Origin of the sequence: Corynebacterium sp. LK14, from assembly GCF_008042215.1 — a bacterium.
Taxonomy (GTDB): Bacteria; Actinomycetota; Actinomycetes; order Mycobacteriales; family Mycobacteriaceae; genus Corynebacterium; species Corynebacterium striatum.
On record NZ_NOVQ01000012.1, the window covers coordinates 132972 to 152808 of the forward strand.

The 19837-nt window shown below is 57.4% G+C and carries 12 protein-coding genes; 5 read left to right on the forward strand and 7 right to left on the reverse strand.

The window, feature by feature from the left end:
* Nucleotides 1–26: 26 nt before the first annotated feature.
* Complete coding sequence (locus CHU71_RS08080) at nt 27–3140, forward strand: DUF3427 domain-containing protein (RefSeq protein ID WP_147760743.1); 3114 nt, start codon at nt 27–29, stop codon at nt 3138–3140.
* 242 nt (nt 3141–3382) lie between these two features.
* Here CHU71_RS08080 and CHU71_RS08085 read toward each other — a convergent pair whose 3' ends face one another.
* Entirely contained in the window at nt 3383–6346 is a 2964-nt protein-coding gene (locus CHU71_RS08085) for an FAD-binding and (Fe-S)-binding domain-containing protein (RefSeq protein ID WP_147760744.1), read from the reverse strand.
* Between the two features lie 129 nt (nt 6347–6475).
* Here CHU71_RS08085 and CHU71_RS08090 point away from each other — a divergent pair, with 129 nt between their 5' ends.
* A complete protein-coding gene (locus CHU71_RS08090) occupies nt 6476–7267 on the forward strand; it encodes a GntR family transcriptional regulator (RefSeq protein ID WP_147760745.1) in 792 nt (263 codons plus the stop codon).
* 17 nt (nt 7268–7284) lie between these two features.
* Here CHU71_RS08090 and CHU71_RS08095 read toward each other — a convergent pair whose 3' ends face one another.
* The 3 genes from CHU71_RS08095 to CHU71_RS08105 all read right to left on the reverse strand — a co-directional run bounded on the left by CHU71_RS08095 (nt 7285) and on the right by CHU71_RS08105 (nt 10550).
* Entirely contained in the window at nt 7285–7545 is a 261-nt protein-coding gene (locus tag CHU71_RS08095) for a hypothetical protein (RefSeq protein WP_005531942.1), read from the reverse strand.
* 15 nt (nt 7546–7560) lie between these two features.
* On the reverse strand, nt 7561–8910 hold the full coding sequence (locus CHU71_RS08100; protein ID WP_147760746.1) for a TRAP transporter large permease subunit: 1350 nt from the start codon (nt 8908–8910) through the stop codon (nt 7561–7563).
* 389 nt (nt 8911–9299) lie between these two features.
* A complete protein-coding gene (locus CHU71_RS08105) occupies nt 9300–10550 on the reverse strand; it encodes an MFS transporter (RefSeq protein WP_147760747.1) in 1251 nt (416 codons plus the stop codon).
* 124 nt (nt 10551–10674) lie between these two features.
* On the opposite strand from CHU71_RS08105, the gene CHU71_RS08110 reads away from it, so the two are divergent.
* On the forward strand, nt 10675–11238 hold the full coding sequence (locus CHU71_RS08110; protein ID WP_223197284.1) for a hypothetical protein: 564 nt from the start codon (nt 10675–10677) through the stop codon (nt 11236–11238).
* A 27-nt stretch (nt 11239–11265) separates the two neighbouring features.
* On the opposite strand, the gene CHU71_RS08115 is transcribed toward CHU71_RS08110, so the two are convergent.
* The 3 genes from CHU71_RS08115 to CHU71_RS08125 form a co-directional block, all read right to left on the reverse strand.
* Nucleotides 11266–11982 carry a hypothetical protein gene (locus CHU71_RS08115; protein ID WP_147760748.1) on the reverse strand — a complete coding sequence of 239 codons (717 nt, stop codon included), beginning with the start codon at nt 11980–11982 and terminating at the stop codon, nt 11266–11268.
* A gap of 322 nt (nt 11983–12304) precedes the next feature.
* Nucleotides 12305–13174 (reverse strand): DNA primase, encoded by an 870-nt coding sequence (locus CHU71_RS08120; RefSeq protein ID WP_147760749.1) that lies wholly within the window; start codon nt 13172–13174, stop codon nt 12305–12307.
* Between the two features lie 60 nt (nt 13175–13234).
* Nucleotides 13235–14929: a carboxylesterase/lipase family protein gene (locus CHU71_RS08125; protein WP_147760750.1), complete on the reverse strand. Its 1695-nt coding sequence runs from the start codon at nt 14927–14929 to the stop codon at nt 13235–13237.
* Nucleotides 14930–15110: 181 nt separating this feature from the next.
* Between CHU71_RS08125 and CHU71_RS08130 the strand changes: the two genes are divergently transcribed.
* Complete coding sequence (locus CHU71_RS08130) at nt 15111–15914, forward strand: hypothetical protein (protein ID WP_147760751.1); 804 nt, start codon at nt 15111–15113, stop codon at nt 15912–15914.
* 173 nt (nt 15915–16087) lie between these two features.
* Complete coding sequence (locus tag CHU71_RS08135; protein ID WP_187272051.1) at nt 16088–19807, forward strand: multifunctional oxoglutarate decarboxylase/oxoglutarate dehydrogenase thiamine pyrophosphate-binding subunit/dihydrolipoyllysine-residue succinyltransferase subunit; 3720 nt, start codon at nt 16088–16090, stop codon at nt 19805–19807.
* Nucleotides 19808–19837 lie beyond the last annotated feature (30 nt).

Consider the following 19837-nt stretch of genomic DNA (forward strand, 5'->3'; position numbering starts at 1 on the left):
ATCTCCCACCGATTCCTAGCTTTCCCATGAATAAAGATTCCGCGCTCCCCTTCGGCATTTATGAAACGCCGGTGACCTCACGCATTTCCGAGCGAATTCAGCAGACACAAGCCATTAATCCGACTTCCGCTTTTGGAATCGCAAGCAGCTCAGATCCGCAGGCGCAAGGTCGCTTTGCTTCTGCCTTCGCTCATCACGTTTCCTCTGTCATTGAGGCCCGCCTTTCTGAGTTAAACAACCAGCAAGATCGAATCGCATTCATCAACGGTCTCTCCCAGCTATTGGGCAAAGGCGAGGAGGTTTCGAGCGAAGAGCTTCTCTATGCCGTCTACAACAACTCTTTATCCGAGCCCCCTCAGCTTCCTGAGGTATCGCTCAACAAAAGCGCACTATTTACGAACTCTCTAGGAGACGCGAACCTATCTAGCGAAATCGCCCGCGAAATCAAGACTGCCGATTCCGTTGACCTACTCTGCGCTTTCGTCAAAAGCTCTGGCATTGCTGTTCTCGACGAACAACTGTCCTACTTGCGTGACAACAACATCCCGTTGCGCGTTATTACGTCGACCTATTGCGGAGCGACCGACGCGGCTGCAGTAAAGCGTCTCGTCGAACACTACGGTGCTGAAGTTCGCGTTTGCTACGAACACCAAACCACGCGTCTGCACGCCAAGGCATGGCTTTTCCGTCGCGACTCTGGCTTCGACACCGCGTTTATCGGTAGCTCAAACCTTTCGCGTTCCGCGCTTGTCGACGGCTGGGAATGGAACGTCCGCGGTTCAACCGCCAGCACCCCAGAGGTTATTTCCAAGTTCATCAAGACCTTCGACAGCTACTGGCACGATAACCACTTCCAGAACTTCAATCCTGACGCTGACTTCTTCCGTCTCAAGACGGCACTTAGAGCCGCCAAAGGAGTCCACGACGAGAAGCTTCAGAACGTGGAGCTATCTGGCTTGCGAGTCGAGCCATATCCTTACCAACAGGAAATGCTCGAAGCATTACGCTCCGAACGCGATGTAAAAGACCGCCACCGTAATCTCCTGGTTGCAGCTACCGGCACAGGCAAGACAGTTGTAGCTGCGCTTGATTACCGAGGCATTGCCGAAGACCAGGGACGCCGACCAAAGCTATTGTTCGTCGCACACCGCAAAGAAATTCTCGTCCAGGCGCTTCGCACATACCGAGAGGTTCTGCAAGACTCCGGCTTCGGCGAACTGCTTGTAGATGGCCAAGTCCCCGGTGAATGGAACCATGTCTTCGCCAGCGTTCAATCCCTAAATACAGCGCGCCTGGATGCGCTCGCAGAAGACCACTTCGAGGTTGTCGTCATCGACGAGTTCCACCACGCTGAGGCACGCACGTACAAACAAATTCTTACGCACTTCACTCCAACGGAGCTACTGGGTCTAACAGCAACTCCGGAGCGCGGCGACGGCGAAAACATCCAGAAATTTTTCGATTACCGCGTCGCACACGAGCTTCGCTTGTGGGATGCATTGCGGCTACAGCTGCTTGCACCACTTCACTATTACGGAATTGCAGATGGCACGGATCTCACGAGCCTAACGTGGAACCGCAACAAGAAGGACTACAACGTCAGTGAGCTCAATGAGCTTTATTTAAAGGCCGGCGAGAAGCGCACTCGATTCATCATCAACGAACTGCAAAAGCGCATCTTTGATCTATCGACAATGAAAGCCCTCGGCTTCTGCGTTTCCATCGCCCATGCGGAGTACATGGCCGAACAGTTCAATAAATTCGGCATCCCGGCGCTAGCTGTTAGTAGTGCGCTTAGCTCTGCTGACCGCAAAACTGCCATCGATTCACTTCATGAAGGCAAGACCAAGGTCCTCTTCTCCGTCGACATCTTCAACGAAGGCGTCGATATCCCTAGCGTTAATACCCTGCTACTTCTACGCCCAACCCAAAGCCCGGTACTCTTCGTACAGCAACTTGGCCGTGGCCTGCGCCTTCACCGAGGCAAGGAAGTCTGCAATGTATTCGACTTCATCGGCCAGCAGCATAAAGAATTCAATTTTGAAGAACGCTTCAAGTCGTTGACACCGAAGCGAGGCAAACACCTCATCCACGAAATTGAGCAAGGCTTCCCGACGACCGCGCCCGGCTCGCATATCTCACTCGATCGCGAAACAACTGAACAGGTTCTCGCAAACGTCAAGCGGGTTGCACGGAATTCTTCCAAGAAGATTCTTTCTCTAGTTTCTGAATTGAAGACGACCAACTTGCGAGAATTCATCGACGACAGCGGCGTTCCTATCGAGGACATCTACCGCCGAAAAGGCAAGACCTGGACTACCTATTTGAGGGAAGCAGGACTAAAGCATGGAGAGTCTTCTCAACAAGAAGAATTCCTTTTGGGGCGACTTCGCTCAATGCTGCACATTAACGATTCCATTCGTGCACAGGCATATCTCCACCTGCTTTGTCCTGAAGGCCCGAGTGAAGCGCAACTCTCGGCGACTGAGCAAAAATACGCGCAGATGCTGGTGCTTTCCTTCTGGGCTAATTCCGGCACCAAAGTTCCGGAGTCTCTCGACGAGGCTTTAGAAGCGCTCCGCCGCTGCCCCGCCGTCAAGGACGAGCTTGAACAGATTATGGAGTATCGCCTCGATCAATCTCGTGTGATTCCGCAGGCTGATCAAGATGGCGTTCTACAAACCCATGCAGACTATTCACTGAGCGAGCTAATCGGCGCGCTCGACCAAGGTCCGTTGAGCAGGCTCGCATCGCTTCCGCGCGAAGGCGTGAAGTACTTCGACGACATCAATACGGATCTTTTCCTGGTCACCTTCCAAAAGGATGAAAACGTCAGTGCAAGAACCAACTACCGCGACTATCCAATTTCTCCTGATTTGATGCACTGGGAATCGCAGTCGACGACAACATTGAACTCGAAAGCAGCTCGTCGCTATATCCATCACCAGGAAACTGGCGGCTCAGTCATCATCGCAACCCGATTTTCTAAGCAAAATACTGTGGGCACTGCGAGCGCTTACACATTCTTGGGCAACGTCGATTACGTCTCCCACAAGGGTGAAAAGCCGATTCAGTTCGAGTGGGCTCTTAGGCGAGAAATGCCAAAGCAGCTCTTCGTTGCGGGCCGAACTGTCGCCTAGTTTCTGGCCGGCCGGCGATGTTGGAGAACTTAACGGTTTCCGTGGTTGGAGATATGCCACCTAAATGACAATCTCGCACCGAAGCGTCTCTGGGTCCGCTGCACTGGTTTCAAGCGCTGTCGTCCGCACGAACCTTATGGCTCAGCAGCACCTTGTTTCTAATTAAAACTCATAATCTTCGTTGGATGGTGGCCTAGCTTGAGGTCACCATCTATTAGTCACTATCTGTGAGTCGCCATCTCTTAGTTGTAATAGGTCGCCTCATCTAAGATGCCGCGGACTATTTCCGCGATGTGCTTGGCATCGGTGCCGGTGCCCTGCTCAATCTGAGTGCGGCAGGAGAAGCCATCAGCGATGACAACCTTGCCTTCCGCGGCTGCCTTCCTCACCTTCGGGAATAGTTCGCGCTCCCCCAGCGCCATGGACACTTCAGCGTGGCCTTTCTCAAAGCCCCAGTTGCCGGCCAGGCCGCAGCAGCCGGTAGCGATCTGTTCCTCGTTGATCCCCAATGCCCGCAGCACGGCAGCGGAATGTTGCGGATCGCCTAAGGACTTTTCATGGCAGTGCACCTGTGTCAGCGCAGAGACATCGCCCGGCGCGATGACGCCGGCGGCAACGAATTGCTCAAGACGGCTGGCAATAAACTCGCTAAACGAGTGGGTGTTGCGCGCCAGGTTCTTAATCACTGCGCCGTATGTCGGGTCGTCGCAAAGCTCAGCGGCTTCATGTTGCAGCATCACGGTGCATGAGGGCTCCACGCCGATGACCTGCAGGCCGCGGTCCAGGTAGGGTTTCATCACCTTCGCCGTCTGTTTGAGCACGCGCTGCGTCATATCCAACTGACCCGTCGAGTGCCAGGTCAGGCCGCAGCAGACGAACTGTTGAGGGATAATGACCGTGTAGCCGAGTGCTTCGAGAACCTCAACTGCGGCCGTCGCAGGCGAGGTACCCAACGAGGAGTTGAAGGAGTCCGGCCACAGGACCACCGTCCGCTCGTTGTCGGCCAGCGGCGGTACCGTCGCCTTGTCATTGTTGTGCGCGATGCCGTTGTGTGCGACGTCGTCAAGCGCGGCGACGGGGGTGTGCTGCTTGTGCCACTTGCGCAGAGACGTGTGGGCGAAGCGGATGAGCGGGCGGTTCGGATCGAGGCCGCCCACCTTCGCGATGAGCTTGTCGAGGCCCTTGGTGGACATCGCCTTGTCGATGAGCGTGGGCACCACCGGAATCTTGTGCGCCACGTAGCCCAAAAGCGGCAGCCAGCCCATCACGTAGTGCGCGCCTGGGCGCAGCTTTCCTTTGTAATGGTTGTGCAGGAACTCCGCCTTATACGTCGCCATGTCCACGTTCACCGGGCATTCGGAAACGCACGCCTTGCAGGACAAGCACAGGTCGAGTGCTTCCTCCACTTCCTTGGAATCGAATCCTTCCTTGATGGACTCGCCACGGAACATCTCACTGAACATGCGGGCACGGCCGCGGGTCGAGTGCATCTCATCGCCTGTGATCTGGAAGGACGGACACATCGAGCCCGACTCACTACGACAGGCGGACACGCCAACGCAACGGTTAATTGCATTGACCATCGAGCCCTTGTCGTGGCTCAGCGCGTGGACCGGAGTGAGCTCAAAGCGACGCTGCCCCGGCGCCATGCGCAGGCCCTGGGTCACGGCATCGGCCTTGACGAGCACGCCCGGGTTGAAGAAGTTCTCCGGGTCGAAGATCTCCTTGAACTCCTCAAACAACGCACGCATCTCATCGGAGTACATGCGGTCCAGCAGCGCCGATCGGGCACGGCCATCGCCATGCTCACCGGAGAGCGATCCGCCATACGAGGACACCAGCTCAGCGGCCTCATTCATGAAGGACTCAAACTGCTTGACGCCCTCCTCAGTACCAAAGTTGAAGGAGATGCGCACGTGCACGCAGCCCTCACCGAAGTGGCCAAAAGGAATGCCGCGCAGCTCGTACTTGTCCATCAACGCGTAGAGGTCCCGCAGGTAGTCCGCGAGGTTCTCCGGGGGAACTGCGGAGTCCTCCCAGTTGGGCCAGGCTTCCCCGCCATCCGGCAGACGGGTCACAATGCCCGCGGAGGCCTCACGGATGCGCCACAACTCGCGCATCTCCTTCTGCTCGTGAACCACCACGTAGTCCACGGTCTCTACGGCAGTGGCCACCTCCTGCGCACGCGCGAGCGCATGCTCCAGGTCCTCAGCACCAACCTCACAGTAGAGCCAGCCGCCAGCCTCAATCCCCTTGCGGTTGCCCGGCAGATTCTCGCCCGCGTGCTCCTGCCCCACTTTGGAGCGCAGCGCCCCCAGCAGATCACCGCCCATGCCCTCAATGGTCGCCACGTCAGGCAAACGCAGCTTGGCCGCGGCAGCCGCTGCGTCAAAGACCGTATCGAAGGCCAACACCGCAAGTGCCTTGACCTTGGGCACCGGAACCAACTTAACCGTCAGCTTGGTGATGATGCCGGTGGTTCCCTCCGACCCCGCCAACGCCTTGGCAGTGTCGAAGCCATTGCGCTCCAAGAGGTAGTGCAAACCGTAACCGGACACCTGGCGGGGGAAGCGGCCGAGCTCGGCGTCGATAAGCGCAGCGTTGTCCTCCACCAAAGCCTTAAGCTGTGCGTCAATATCAGGGTCGTCGCAACCGCCCTCGCTAAAGGTCACCTCTCGGCCATCGGCCAGCATGATCGTGACGTCCACGAGGTTCTCCGCAGCCGTACCAAAAGCCACCGAGTGGGAGCCACAGGCATTGTTGGCCACCATGCCACCCACGGTGCAGCGCGAGTGCGTGGAGGGATCCGGGCCGTAAGTGAGGCCGTGCGGGAGGGCGGCGTCGCGCAGCGCATCTGCCACCACACCTGGTTCGATAGTGGCAGTGCGCTTGGCGACGTCGATATTCAGAATGCGGTTGAAGTAGCGCGAGGTATCGATAATGAGCCCCTCGCCAATGGCATTGCCCGCAACGGACGTGCCGCCGCCGCGCCCCACGACCTTCCAGCCTTTGGCCTTCGCGATGTCCAAGCCATCGCGAATCTCGTCCACGTTGTGCGGCTCTAAAATGGCTGAGGGCACGCGGCGGAAGATGGAGGCGTCCGAGGTATAAGCCGCGCGTGATGCCATGTCGGTGCGCAGGTTCGTGCGTGCAATCTTTGAGTAGACGCTGGGGTCTAAACGATTGAAGTGAATTGTATTCGTCATTTTCGCAGCTTTCGATGTGGTACCCATCAGGGACTCGGCCTCAAGATAAGTAACATGTTACTTCACGAAGGGGTCCTTTGGGCAATAACTTCGCGTCAACTCATCGGCAATTCGTTATGGTGATTAGCTATGGCACCAAACTCTCCGGCACCGCAGCCCTCGTCAGACACCCGGCCAGCACGAGCCATGGCGCTTGCGGTGACCCCTGCAAAGAACCTGGCCACCCAGGTCATGAACTACGTTCGTGATTGTGCGCAGAATGGCTCAATGGCACCCGGCGAGTGGTACAGCGTCTACAAGCTTTCAGAGCAGCTGGGCATTTCCCGCTCCCCCGTTCGCGACGGCTTGCTGCGCCTAGAAGAAGCCGGACTGATTGAATTCTCCCGCAACCGCGGGTTCCAGATTGTGGAGACCAAGCCTTCCGATGTTGCCGATATCTTCGACATGCGCTTGGCCCTAGAGCCGCGCATCGCCGCCCGCGCCGCGTTGGCACGCAGCGACGAGCAGCTGGCGCAGATGCGCGCGCTCCTCCAATCCATGGAAGCAAGCGTCCAGGCCGGCAACGAGCCGGAGTTTTTCTCTCGGGACAAGCTGCTTCACGACGCCATCTTGGTCGCCGGTGGCTCCACCCGTGCCAGGGACACCCTGGACAAGCTGCGCACGCACACCCAAATTCTGACCGATTCCACGGTGCGCAACGAGCGCTCCTTGGAGCAGGTGCATTCAGAGCACATACCGATCGTTGATGCCATCGCAAAAGGCGACGCCCATGTGGCGCGCCAGGACATGGCGTCACACATCACGGCAACCGGTCGCCTGCTCCTGCGCCAGACTCTGCGCCGCCGCAACCCGCAGCTATCAGAAGCCGAGGCAGAGCAGCGAGTCGAAGAGATTTGGGATGCTCACACCCGTGAGCTTTAGGGCATGTGCTTTAAAAATTAATCCTCACCGTGTGCGCGAACGTGGGCCTTTTCTGCGTCCGTCTTGGGACGGTAGTTCAGGATGAAGGCGCATACAGCGCACAGGGTAGAACAGGTAAAAGTCACCGGAGCCAACCAGTTTTCTACGCCGGTCACGGTGCCTTGGTTAAGGGTTACGATGCCCAGGCTCTGGGTTGCGATGATTCCCACGCCACCGAGGAGGAAGGCGAAGAGGAACAGGAAGAACAGCGCTTGGACGAGTCCGAAGAATGTTTTCATGATGCTTGAGCTCCTTTAAGCCGGGACGTAGATGGGAAGCCAGCCCATGCCGATGAGCCATGCCAGCGCAATCATCGGGAGGACGAAGAACAGGATGAGCGGGACGAACATCTTTGGCGGGTCCGCCTCGGCCATTGCTGCGGAGAGGTAGATCGGCGCACCGACTGGAGGCGAAGCGCCCTCGGTCGAAGTGCACAGCAGGATGACCACGATGGCCACAGTGGGATCGATTCCCACGGCGGTCAGCGCCGCAACTGCGGGCGCACCGATAGCGGCTGCGGTTGCAGTGGACGAGAGCGGCGTTGCCACGAGGACGGCCAGGATGCCCACGGCGATGAGCATGACCCACTTAGGCAGTGACATTGCATCGAGCAGGCTCGAAAGCTGATCGCCGACGCCGAGCTCCTCCATGATCTTCGCCGCGGTAAGCGCCGCGAAGAGGGAGATACCAACGGTGGCGAACTGCGGAAGGTCGCGCTTGAACTGCGCTGCGAGGTGCACATTGTTGGCACGGATTCGCCATGCTCCTTCGATAAGGGCGATGAGGGTGATAAGAATCGGAACCCAGACGATGATCGAAATGGCCTTCACACCGTCCTCGCCGATGTTGGCTTCCTTGCCCAGGTAGCCGGCCAGCGGTCCGATGGTCAGGAGCACTGGGACGATGATGCCCAGGAAGATAGAGGGTGAGGACCAGCCGTGCTTGATGGCGTGGCCGAAGCTGACCATCTCCTCGCGCTCGGTTGCCTTGATGCCGTCACGGCGAGTCCACCAGAACACAACGATGAGGCGGTAGAGCACCGCGTAGGCGCCGCCGCAGGCAAGTGCGACGTACACGCTGGATGCAGAGGCACCAGCTGCGGCAGGCAAAGCCAGGATGATGAACATGGTGGAGTTCGGCGGCAGCGCCACGCCAAGGCCGGAGTTGCCGGCGACGAGCGTTGCAGCGCGCTCCGAGGCCCAGCCCGCCTTCTTCATCCATGGGATGGTGACAGATCCGACCGTCGCGGAGTTGCCCGCGGTGGAGCCAGCCATCAGGCCGATCATTGCCGAGCCCAGCGTCGAGACATAAGCAGCGCCACCACGCACGCGTCCGAAGATCGAGTTGAGAATCTCAATCAAGCGGTCAATGAGTCCAGTTGCCTGAACGATGATGCCCATGAAGACGAATGCCATACCGGCGAAGGTGACTTCAGACTGCGCAGCCTCCTTGGCGGATTCCCACAGTAGTGCTGGTGCTCGAGTGCCGCCCAGCAGAGCGGTACAGATGAGCGCTACGACGAGAGATTCGGAGATATCCCTCTTCAAGAGCGTGTTAAAGACCACGGTTACCGCGATGAAGATTGCTAGTGCGACAATACCCATGAGTCCCTCCTCACATAATTCAGATTAAAGAAAACCGTTTCGGTGATGGCGCTCACAGTAGCATGTTACATGTCAATCATTTGCAATTTTCGCAAAACGCAAATACCCCCGCACCACCCACAATCGGGCAGTACAGGGGCATAAGGAAGCTTGGAAGATGACCTCAAACGTGCAGATTAACGGTCAAAGACCTTCAACATATCGTCGAGTTTCCGCTGATAAACTTGGACCCGCTCTTCGTAACGCTGGGCAATCGACGACACGCGCAGTAGACGGAAGGACTTGCGCTAAGCAAAGACCCAAACGACGTCCTTCTCCCCCATCTAAAGCAGTTGTTCTACAGAACCGCGGTAGGTATGACCGGACAGATTGTACACGGAACGCCCTAGCTAACCCTTACGTGGAATTCTTTTAAGGATGGCTTTTCTCTCCGCTAAAGTTTCACGACTAAACGTCCACGCAACGACACCCATCGCAGCGACCAATCCGCACACGGCGAAAGCCTTGGCAAAACCAAAGTAGTCCGCCAATCCCCCGACCACGATGGGGCCGAGGATTTGACCGAAGTCGCCGGCCATCTGAAATGTCGACAAGACCTGCCCACCGGAGCGTTGGTTGCCCACTACGTCACCGATTGCTGCCGTTTGCGCGGGATTGATAAGACCAGAAGAAGCTCCGGCCAGTGCAGACACCACCAGGAGCACCAAGACAGAATCTGCAAGGCCGAGCAATCCCACAAATACACCGGTGCCGATGAGTCCGATCAGAATCAGAGGGCGTCGACCATAAGTGTCCGCCCATTTTCCTGAAAACTGCAGCACTACAGCGTTGCCGAACGCGAAAACTGCCAACGCAAAACCTGATGCCGCCGCACCGTTATGGAAAACTGTTGCCGCAAACAGCGGAAGCACAGACACGCGTACGCCCATGTTGATCCAGCCTTGGGCAAAGTTGGAGGTCAACACCGCCCGGAAAGCGGTATCGTGCCATGCCTCGTTAAGTTTCATCGGCTGCAGTTTTGTCGCGTTGGGGTCATCTTCCTCAATTGCGGGCATCAGAATCCACACGACTACCGCAGCTAAGGCCACGCCGAGCCCATAGATGACAAACGGCCAACGAAAACCGAGGAAAGACAAGCTGGCGCCAAGCAACGGGCCGATGACGCTGCCCAGAAGAAAGGCAGTGGCATAGGTGGCCGAACACTTTCCACGAATGCTAGGAGGTGACAGCCTCACGATGAGCCCCATCGCGGAGACCGTGAACATCGTCGAACCAATGCCAGCCAAGGCCCTGAATACTACGATGTGCCAATACTCTTGCGAGATGGCGACGAGTCCCGTGGTCACGGCCACTGTAAGAAGTCCGCCGAGATAGACCCAGCGGGATCCAAACCTATCGACAAGGCTTCCGGCACTCGGCGCAAAGACCAAACGGCTAGCGGAGAAAATGGATACCACCATGCCTGCCGCGGCCATCGAAACATCGAAGCTGACCACAAACTGCGGAAGCAGCGGCGCGATCAACCCGTAGCCCAAAGCAATAAGGAAAGCCGCGGAGACCATAATCCAGATTTCACGAGGAATCTTTGCTGGCTGCCCGAGCGCATCGATTGGCTCTGCGGAATTCTCTTTATTTGTCATAGCAACAAACACCATAGTCCGACGTTCAGCACTTAAGTAACCAGAACTAAAGATAACTTCACAGATAGAACGTGCGTTCTAAAAAAGGTCCGGTATGTCAGGCCTCCTAAATATCATCCGTGTCATGAAGAACCACAAGAACTCCCCCTACCGCCTCAACCCCAACGCTATGCCAGCTCGCCGCAACTCCACGCGTTACTCCCGCCATCCTCAAGAAACCCATTCGCTCACGGCCGGTGAACTAGCAGTTGAGATTCTTTTCCACGAGAACGAAACTGTCAACGCCCTCAATGGCGCGCTTCGGCATCCGCGCTCACTAGCCCGCCCTACACCCACATGGCGCCCACCGCTCAAGGAACTACCGTCCGTAGCAGGCTTCCCTAGCTTGAATATGACATTGACGCGGCACCGTGTAGGCGAGCGAGCTCGCGCACGCGTTCTCGGTTACGGTGAGGAGCGAGTCCCCACCTACCTGATTTCAGTACGTATTACCGACCCAACAGGAAGTGCCGTTATGCCTAATGTTGCCGAGGCATGGGTGCGTGCCATGGTGCCGCCGGCACTGGCTGACTCGATTCACGAGACTAGCCGCGGCGACGCGCACAATTTCGTCTGGCTGGTTGACAGCAACTACGTCCCAGTCCACTCCCCGGCTTCTTTGTTTACTGGATTTAGTCAGGCGGCTTAACCGCCAAGCTGCTAGCTGCCTAGGTGCCTAGGTGCCTGTCGAATACTCGGATGCTCGATACGCAACCCCGCTATAGCCATTGTTGTCCACACTTTCTTGGAAGATATGTTCCACAATCGATCTATTTCCTGAGAACACAAAATAAGTGCGTAGCGCGATGGGCGCAAAGCGGATGAGCGTACAGGCAAGGAGCAAGGTGAATGCCTTGTCGACGGAGTGCGATAGGAGTGCTTGACAAATAATTGCCAGGCGCTCATCACCAGTGATCAGCTGGAAATACAGCAACAGACCTGGACGCCCGACGCCACCGCTGTTTCCAAAGGAGAAAATCATCGGATAGACGGAAACCATTCCACACAGCATGCCTCCTACGAGACCGGTTGCAATTGTTCCCGTCACATATCGGAAAAAGTTGCGGACACCAAGCACACCGAACAAGAACCCCACTAGTATCGCCACTGGATTAAACGCTAGTGGGTATGCGGCAAAGCTTGAGGCAACAACCGTGGCGCCAACACCCGTTGCCATGCCTAATACCGGACCATACAAAATCGCAATGACCATTGTGCCGATCGTGTCAAAGTAGAACGGGATGTTCGTGCCCATCACAAGGGAGCCAAAAATCAAGTTCACCGCCATGCCCATGATGGGGTTAAACATCATGTGCCGCGGTAAAGCACCGTATTTGGAAATCAACAGGCACAACGTGGCAACGAGGCACAGTACCCAAATCACGATGGTCAAGGGGCTTTCGAAAGTATAGGTGATGCTCCAAAACTCCGAATTCATCGTCAAAGCCCACGAAACTGTTGTAAGTAACATGGCAAGCGCAACAAGTAGCTGACGCCACCTGGTACGGAGTAAGTACGGCATAGTTGTGGATTTCACTTTGTTCGATTGGGGCAGGCGGCACGCAGAGCCGGTGAAGACACCATTACCGGGAAGAAGCCAGCATAGGGACACAAATTTACACCGCTTACAAGCAGACCTGCAATGAAGCTTATCTGCGGGTAAGCGGTGTGTAGGTAGCTAGAGCCTTCTCGCAATCCTCATGGACGCGTTTACTCTAATCCTCACGCTCTTCGTTTCCGAAGTCTTCATCATCGTCACCATCGATGTCATCGTCGTCAATGTCATCGTCGTCAATGTCATCGTCGTCGATGTCATCACCGTCGTCGGCGCCGAACAAGTCATAGACATCCGGTTCTTCGAATTCATCGTCGTCGAAGGAAACCAACTGTGCTTCCCAATCCATTGCCTGCTCAGAAACAAGGTTCAAAACGTCGAAGAGACGGTCGAAGTCGGTGTAAGTGCCAAGCTCTAGGGCCTCAGCGGGAACCTCGATGATAGGAGCGACGTCGTCAAGCTCGCCTGCCTCGAACAGTGCCAAGCGCTGCTCCTCGCTGATAGCATCCGCGTCATCAGACTCCCACAACTCGTTGATTGCCTCGTCCTCGAGTTCGTCGAACTCTTCTTCATCAAAATCAAAGGCAAGGAATCGGACAATCGCGGAAGGAACACCGTCCACAGTTTCCACCAGAACACGCAGTTCAGAGTCATTTGCAACCTCAGCCACAACCAAGTTGGGGTTGAACTCGTCCTGCACAAATTCTAGATCAGTAATGCGCTCGTCCGTGCCTTCCAAAAGGTCACGTAACACAGTTACTACTTGGTCAGTAGCGATGTGCTTGGCCACAGCCTCAACAGCGTCATCCACGGAGAAGGCCACCGAGACTAAAACCGCCTCGAAGTCTTCATCATCTTCATCCACATCCGCCGCCGCAATGTAGACGTTCGCAGCTGGCAAGATAGGGTCAATTTCCACAAACTGAATTTCAAGGTCTGAGGTAATGGGCACAAACATCACGTCATCATTGACGCGGGACTCAATCCCCTCAGCGTCCAACGCAGAAGCGATATCTTCGAAAAAGCTCATTAGTGCAATCCATCCATGTGGCAGTTGGTCATCAAGGCAAACGCCAAGGCCATTCAGATCCTACCTGTTCTCCAGTGCATCCGTTGTGAAGCCCAGGGCAGAAAGCAGTTCCGGGCGCCCGCTTCCCCACTCCAACATGTTGTAGTTTTCCCATGCTTGGCGACGCCTCTCACAAGGCGCCTGAACCACTCGCGGCTCGGAGTCGAAAATCATCGTGTTACGCTGCTGCGATGCATACACCGGCCAATCCTCGTTCGGCTTGCCCGTGTGAATGAACGAGGACCACTGAGACTGCATCAACTCCGTCATATCATCCATTAGTGAGCTATCTCCCATTCGAGTCAGAGCCGAAACGCGGGACGCCCCCGGGTCGCCGAAGATGTTGGAAAGCTCCATCGAGTGCATTGCTCCCAATCCCAGCCATCGCAAGGCCGTCGGCGCAAAGTCGAAGCGGTACATCCACGTGTTGTTCGTGCGGGCATGCGCATCCGCAACGCGAACGGTGGGCGCCCAGAACAGGGCGTCGGCAAGCAAGTGCGCAAAGTCCTTACGCGCAATCGCCCCACCGTAAGCCTTGACCACCGCCGGCGCGTTCACTTCATCGAAGGAAGCCAAAAGCCGCAGTGCCGCACGCTGCCGAGCACTTTGACGCTGGTACAGGAACTTACCGAAGCTGGCCTCATCCGAGTTCGTACCTACCAACAGCGGGACCTGAATTTGCTTGCCCTCTTCAAAGGCCACAAGTGGATGCTGCGGAATGAGGTCGTCATCCACTGTGGGGGCGTAGCAGGAGTTCAAATGGAAAAGCTCGCCCGCACGCCACATCATGGATTGGCCGGCCCGCACGATGTCGCCGAAATCGTGGGTGCGCAAGTCATCGACGCTCGTCGCCCGCGGTAACGCCATACGCGATACCAATTCCCGCGCCCAGAACGTCGACTGCGTGCGCGAATGCAACATGCCGATAGGGGGCGACTGCGCAATAGCACGATTGAACAATCCCTCAGCCCGCGGAACCGTCATCAGTGTCAGAACCGCAGCACCGCCAGCTGACTCCCCCATCAACGTGATGTTTTCAGGATCACCGCCAAAAGCCGCAATATTGCGTTTGACCCACTGCAACGCCAAGAGCTGATCCGAAACCGCAGGGTTTGCCGTGCACTCCCCGCCCAGGCTGCGCAAATCCAGGTAGCCCAATGCACCCAAGCGGAAGTTGACGGAAACGTAAACAACGCCCATCTGCGCGGCTAACTCGAAGCCCCGCAACATCAACATGTGCGACGAACCCACAATAAAACTTCCCCCGTGCAGGTAGACCACCACTGGCAGCTTCTCATCGTTATTGGGGCGCACCACGTCTAGGTGAAGGCAGTCTTCGGAGCCTTCGACGCGGTCCTGCCAAGAATAAATGGGTTGTGGAGCCACAGCCCCGAACTGTTTACACTCCCGCACACCTTCCCAAGGCGCCACTTTTTGAGCAGGCATAAACCGGTTGGCGCCACCCGTATCCGCGCCAAAGGGAATACCACGCCAGGAGCGCACCGGGGCAGAGATAGGGCGATCGGTGCGCAGATCCTCTTTAAGACTGCCGCGCACCCAGCCGCTGTCGGTACGAACGGTCAGATCATCTTCCCAGGCATTAGCAGCGGCCACCGCTGCCGCCCGTGCCCGCGCATGCGCGCTGGCCGCATGCATTTTGGCTACGGCGGAACTTGCTTCGCGAGACCTCAGGCCGTAAGTTCCATCAGCATTCATATCTACAAGATTAGGAGAGTTTAACGATCAATGTCTGGCAGCCAGCTGCGACTATGCTCATAGCAAATACTGGCTAACCCACAGGAAGCTTTCAGTTTGAAGGCCGAATCTTACGCTACGGTGGGAAATAAACGTGGCGCCCATTCGGAGCGCCATTACCAATATTAAAAGGTGAACAAAAATGGCTGCTTTCTTTAACAAAGATGACAAAAAGAACGGAAACGGCAACGTAGCTACTGCTGAGGTTAGTGTCGAGGGCGCTGAGGGCGCTAAGGGCACTGAGGGCACTGCCCCAGAAGGGCTCGACGTTTATGACATTAACCCCGACAACGTCAATACTTTTACTAAGGCGCTGCTCGCAGGGCTCGATAAGGCCGTCGCTGTACAAACTTCTGTAATCACCAAGTACGTAGAAGGACTGCGCAAGCGCAACCCAGGCTCGTCACCGGCGCAACTGCAGGCGCTCGTGGACAAGCACTTCCTTAACATTGTTTCCGGTACCGGTGCGGCCGCAGGCGCATCCTCTGCCATCCCAGGCGTCGGCATGGTTACCGGCGTGGCCGCCGTCGGTGCCGAGTCCGTAGTCTTCTTAGAGTCCGCTGCGTGGTACATCCTGTCCTCCGCCTACCTGCGCGGCGACAACATTAGTGACGAAGAACGCCGCCGTGCTCTGGTCCTACTCGTGTTAACCGGCTCCAAGGGAACCGCGGTGGTTGACACTCTCGTCGGTGACTTGGGCACTGTTTCGGGCGTAACCTCAGCAGCAACCTTGTCACGCTTTTCCGCGCCCACTCTCAACGGCCTCAATGGACGCTTGACCAAGCTCTTTACCAAGCAGATCACCAAGCGCTTGAAATGGGCATGGGTTTCTAAGCTCATGCCCATGGGTATCGGCGCCGTCCTAGGTACCTCTGCGAACCGCAAATTGGCCAAGAAGGTCATGGAGCACGCCCGCGAACAACTATCGCCATTGCCCGCCGCTTAAGTGTTTGTCCGCCACTAAGGGGGCCTTTTCACCCCTAACCTAGTGAGTAAAACAACACGGAACGTATCATGTGAGGAGACACTTTTCGGGGTGCCGTGTGCACCCGCGCGAAGACGCTACTAAAGTCCCATTAACGAACCGTAATTAACAAGGAAATGAGGCGAATTCCTGCCGTGAGCAACTCGAGCATTTTCGGCCCTAATGCGTGGCTGATTGACGAACAGTTCCAGCAGTACTCCAAGGATCCAAACTCCGTAGATAAGGAGTGGCGCGATTACTTCGAGGCCAACGGAGCACCAAACAATGGTGCATCTACCCCGGCGGCTGCTTCTGCAGATAAGTCCGCCAAGAAGTCGGCTCCGGTAAAGCCTGCTGCTAAGTCCGCTGCACCTGGCGGAACACCGGCAGCTAAGCCTGCCAAGGTTGCTGAGAAGCCTGGCAAGGATTTCAGCTCTAAGAAGAAGACCCCTGAATCCCCGCTCGATCGCATTGGCGAAGCCCCCGAGGCAGGCGAGCGTCAGCTCAAGGGCATGTTCAAGGCAATCGCCAAGAACATGGACGAGTCCCTTGAAGTTCCTACCGCTACCACCGTGCGCGACGTACCGGTGAAACTTATGTGGGAAAACCGCGCAATGATCAACGATCACCTCAAGCGCACCCGCGGCGGCAAGATTTCCTTCACCCACATCCTCGGTTACGCCCTCGTTAAGGCAACCCAAATTCACCCGGACATGAACGTCCGCTACGAGGTCAAAGACGGCAAGCCCACCGTGGTCCAGCCTGAGCACATCAACTTGGGCTTGGCTATCGACCTTCCCCAGAAGGACGGCTCCCGCGCACTCGTCGTTGCCGCGGTCAAGGAAGCCGAGAACATGTCTTTCTCCGAGTTTGTGGACGCATACCAGGACATCGTTAACCGCTCCCGCAAGAACAAGCTCACGATGGATGACTTCTCCGGCGTCACCATCAACCTCACCAACCCAGGCGGCATCGGCACCCGCCACTCCATCGCCCGTCTGACCAAGGGCGCAGGCGCCATCATCGGCGTTGGCTCCATGGATTACCCGGCGGAGTTCGCCGGTACTTCCGAAGACCGCCTCGCAGATCTGGGCGTCGGCCGTTTGGTCACCCTGACCTCCACCTACGACCACCGCGTCATACAGGGTGCAGAGTCCGGCGAGTTCCTGCGCACCCTCGGCCAGCTCATTGTTGATGACCGCTTCTGGGACGAACTCTTCGAGTCCATGGGCGTTCCTTACCAGCCTTTCCGTTGGGCACAGGATGTGCCGAACACCGGCGTGGACAAGAACACCCGCGTCATGCAGTACATCGAGTCCTACCGTTCCCGCGGCCACCTGCTCGCGGACGTCAATCCACTGGGCTGGCGCCAGCCGGGCCTGCCTTGGCCGGACCACCGCGACCTGGACCTCAAGACCCACGGCCTGTCCATTTGGGACCTGGACCGCACCTTCAACGTCGGCGGCTTCGGTGGCCAGGAGACCATGACCCTGCGCGAGGTCGTCAAGCGTCTGCGCGATGCCTACACGCTGAAGGTCGGCTCCGAGTACGCCCACATCTTGGACCGCGATGAGCGCAGCTGGCTGCAGGATCGCCTCGAGGCTGGCATGCCGAAGCCGACCAACGCTGAGCAGAAGTACATCCTGCAGAAGGTCAACGCTGCTGAGGCTTTCGAGAACTTCCTCCACACCAAGTACGTGGGCCAGAAGCGCTTCTCCCTCGAGGGCGCTGAGTCCCTCATCCCGCTGATGGACGCCATCGTGGACACCGCTGCCGGCCAGGGCCTCGACGAGGTTGTTATCGGCATGCCGCACCGTGGTCGCCTCAACGTCTTGTTCAACATCGTGGGCAAGCCACTGGCTGACCTCTTTGGCGAGTTCGATGGCAACTACAAGGGCGGCCAGCTCGGCGGCTCCGGTGACGTTAAGTACCACTTGGGCTCCGAGGGCCACCACATCCAGATGTTCGGCGATGGCGAAATCGACATCACCCTGGCTGCTAACCCGTCTCACCTCGAGGCCGTTGACCCAGTCATGGAAGGTATCGCCCGCGCCAAGCAAGACCTATTGGACAAGGGCCAGGACGGCTTCTCCGTTGTTCCGGTCATGCTCCACGGCGACTCTTCCTTCAACGGCCTGGGCATTGTTCAGGAGACCATCAACCTGTCCCAGCTGCGTGGATACACCACCGGCGGCACCGTGCACATCGTGGTCAACAACCAGGTTGGCTTCACCACCACCCCGGATTCCGCTCGTTCCACTCACTACGCCACCGACCTGGCTAAGGGCTTCGACTGCCCGGTCTTCCACGTCAATGGCGACGACCCAGAAGCAGTTGTGTGGGTAGGCCAGCTGGCCACCGAGTACCGCCGCAAGTTCGGCAAGGATGTCTTCATCGACCTCATCTGCTACCGCCTGCGCGGCCACAACGAGGCGGATGATCCTTCGATGACTCAGCCAGAGCTGTACTCCATCATCGATGAGCACAAGTCTGTTCGTGAGATCTACACCGAGGAGCTCATCGGCCGCGGCGATCTTTCTGATGCAGAAGCCGAGGCAGCTGCACGTGACTTCCACGACCAGATGGAGTCCGTCTTCACCCAGGTCAAGGAAGCTGAGAACGGTGCTCCGGGCGAGCAGCATGGCATCACCGCCGCACAGGAGCTCACCCGTGGTTTGGATACCTCCATCACTGCCGAGGAAATCGCCGAAATCGCCCAGGCCTACGCCAACGGCCCCGAGGGCTTCGAGTACCACAAGCGCGTTGCTCGCGTCGCGAAGGAGCGACTGAAGTCCTCCACCCAGGGCGGCATCGACTGGGGCTGGGGCGAGCTCATCGCTTTTGGTTCCCTGGCCAACGAGGGCAAGCTGGTCCGCCTGGCTGGTGAGGATTCCCGCCGCGGCACTTTCACCCAGCGTCACGCAATCCCGATCGACCCGCGCGATGGCAGCGAGTACAACCCGCTGAATTACCTTGCACAAACCAAGGGCAACGGCGGCCGCTTCCTGGTCTACAACTCCGCTCTGACCGAGTACGCCGGCATGGGCTTTGAGTACGGCTATTCCGTGGGTAACCAGGATGCTCTCGTGGCATGGGAGGCACAGTTCGGCGACTTCGCCAACGGTGCTCAGACCATCATCGACGAGTACATCTCCTCTGGTGAGGCCAAGTGGGGCCAGCTCTCCAGCCTGGTCCTGCTGCTGCCGCACGGCTACGAGGGTCAGGGCCCTGACCACTCCTCTGCTCGCATTGAGCGCTACCTGCAGCTGTGTGCTGAAGGCTCCATGACCGTGGCTCAGCCTTCTACCCCGGCAAACCACTTCCACCTGCTACGCCGCCAGGCTCTCGGTTCCATGAAGCGCCCGCTGGTTGTCTTCACCCCGAAGTCCATGCTGCGTAACAAGGCTGCCGCCTCCTCCATCGAGGAGTTCACGGAGATCAAGACCTTCCGGTCCGTCATCAATGACCCGAACTTCGTTGACCACAACGGCAACAAGGTCGGCGATGCTGACAAGGTCAAGACCATTATGCTGGTCTCCGGCAAGTTGTACTGGGAGCTGGCAAAGAAGAAGGAAGCTGACGGTCGCGACGACGTAGCTATCGTTCGCCTCGAGATGCTGCACCCGATTCCGTTCAACCGCCTGTCTGAGGCATTCAAGGCTTACCCGAACGCTACCCAGGTTCGCTTTGTTCAGGATGAACCGGCTAACCAGGGTCCATGGCCGTTCTACAACGAGCATCTGCGCCGCCTGATTCCGGATATGCCGGAAATGGTCCGCGTCTCCCGCCGTGCACAGTCCTCCACTGCTACTGGTATCGCTAAGGTCCACCAGATTGAGCAGAAGAAGCTGCTGGACGAAGCCTTCGACATCTAAGAGCGTGTACGTGGCCGTCTGAGACGGCCA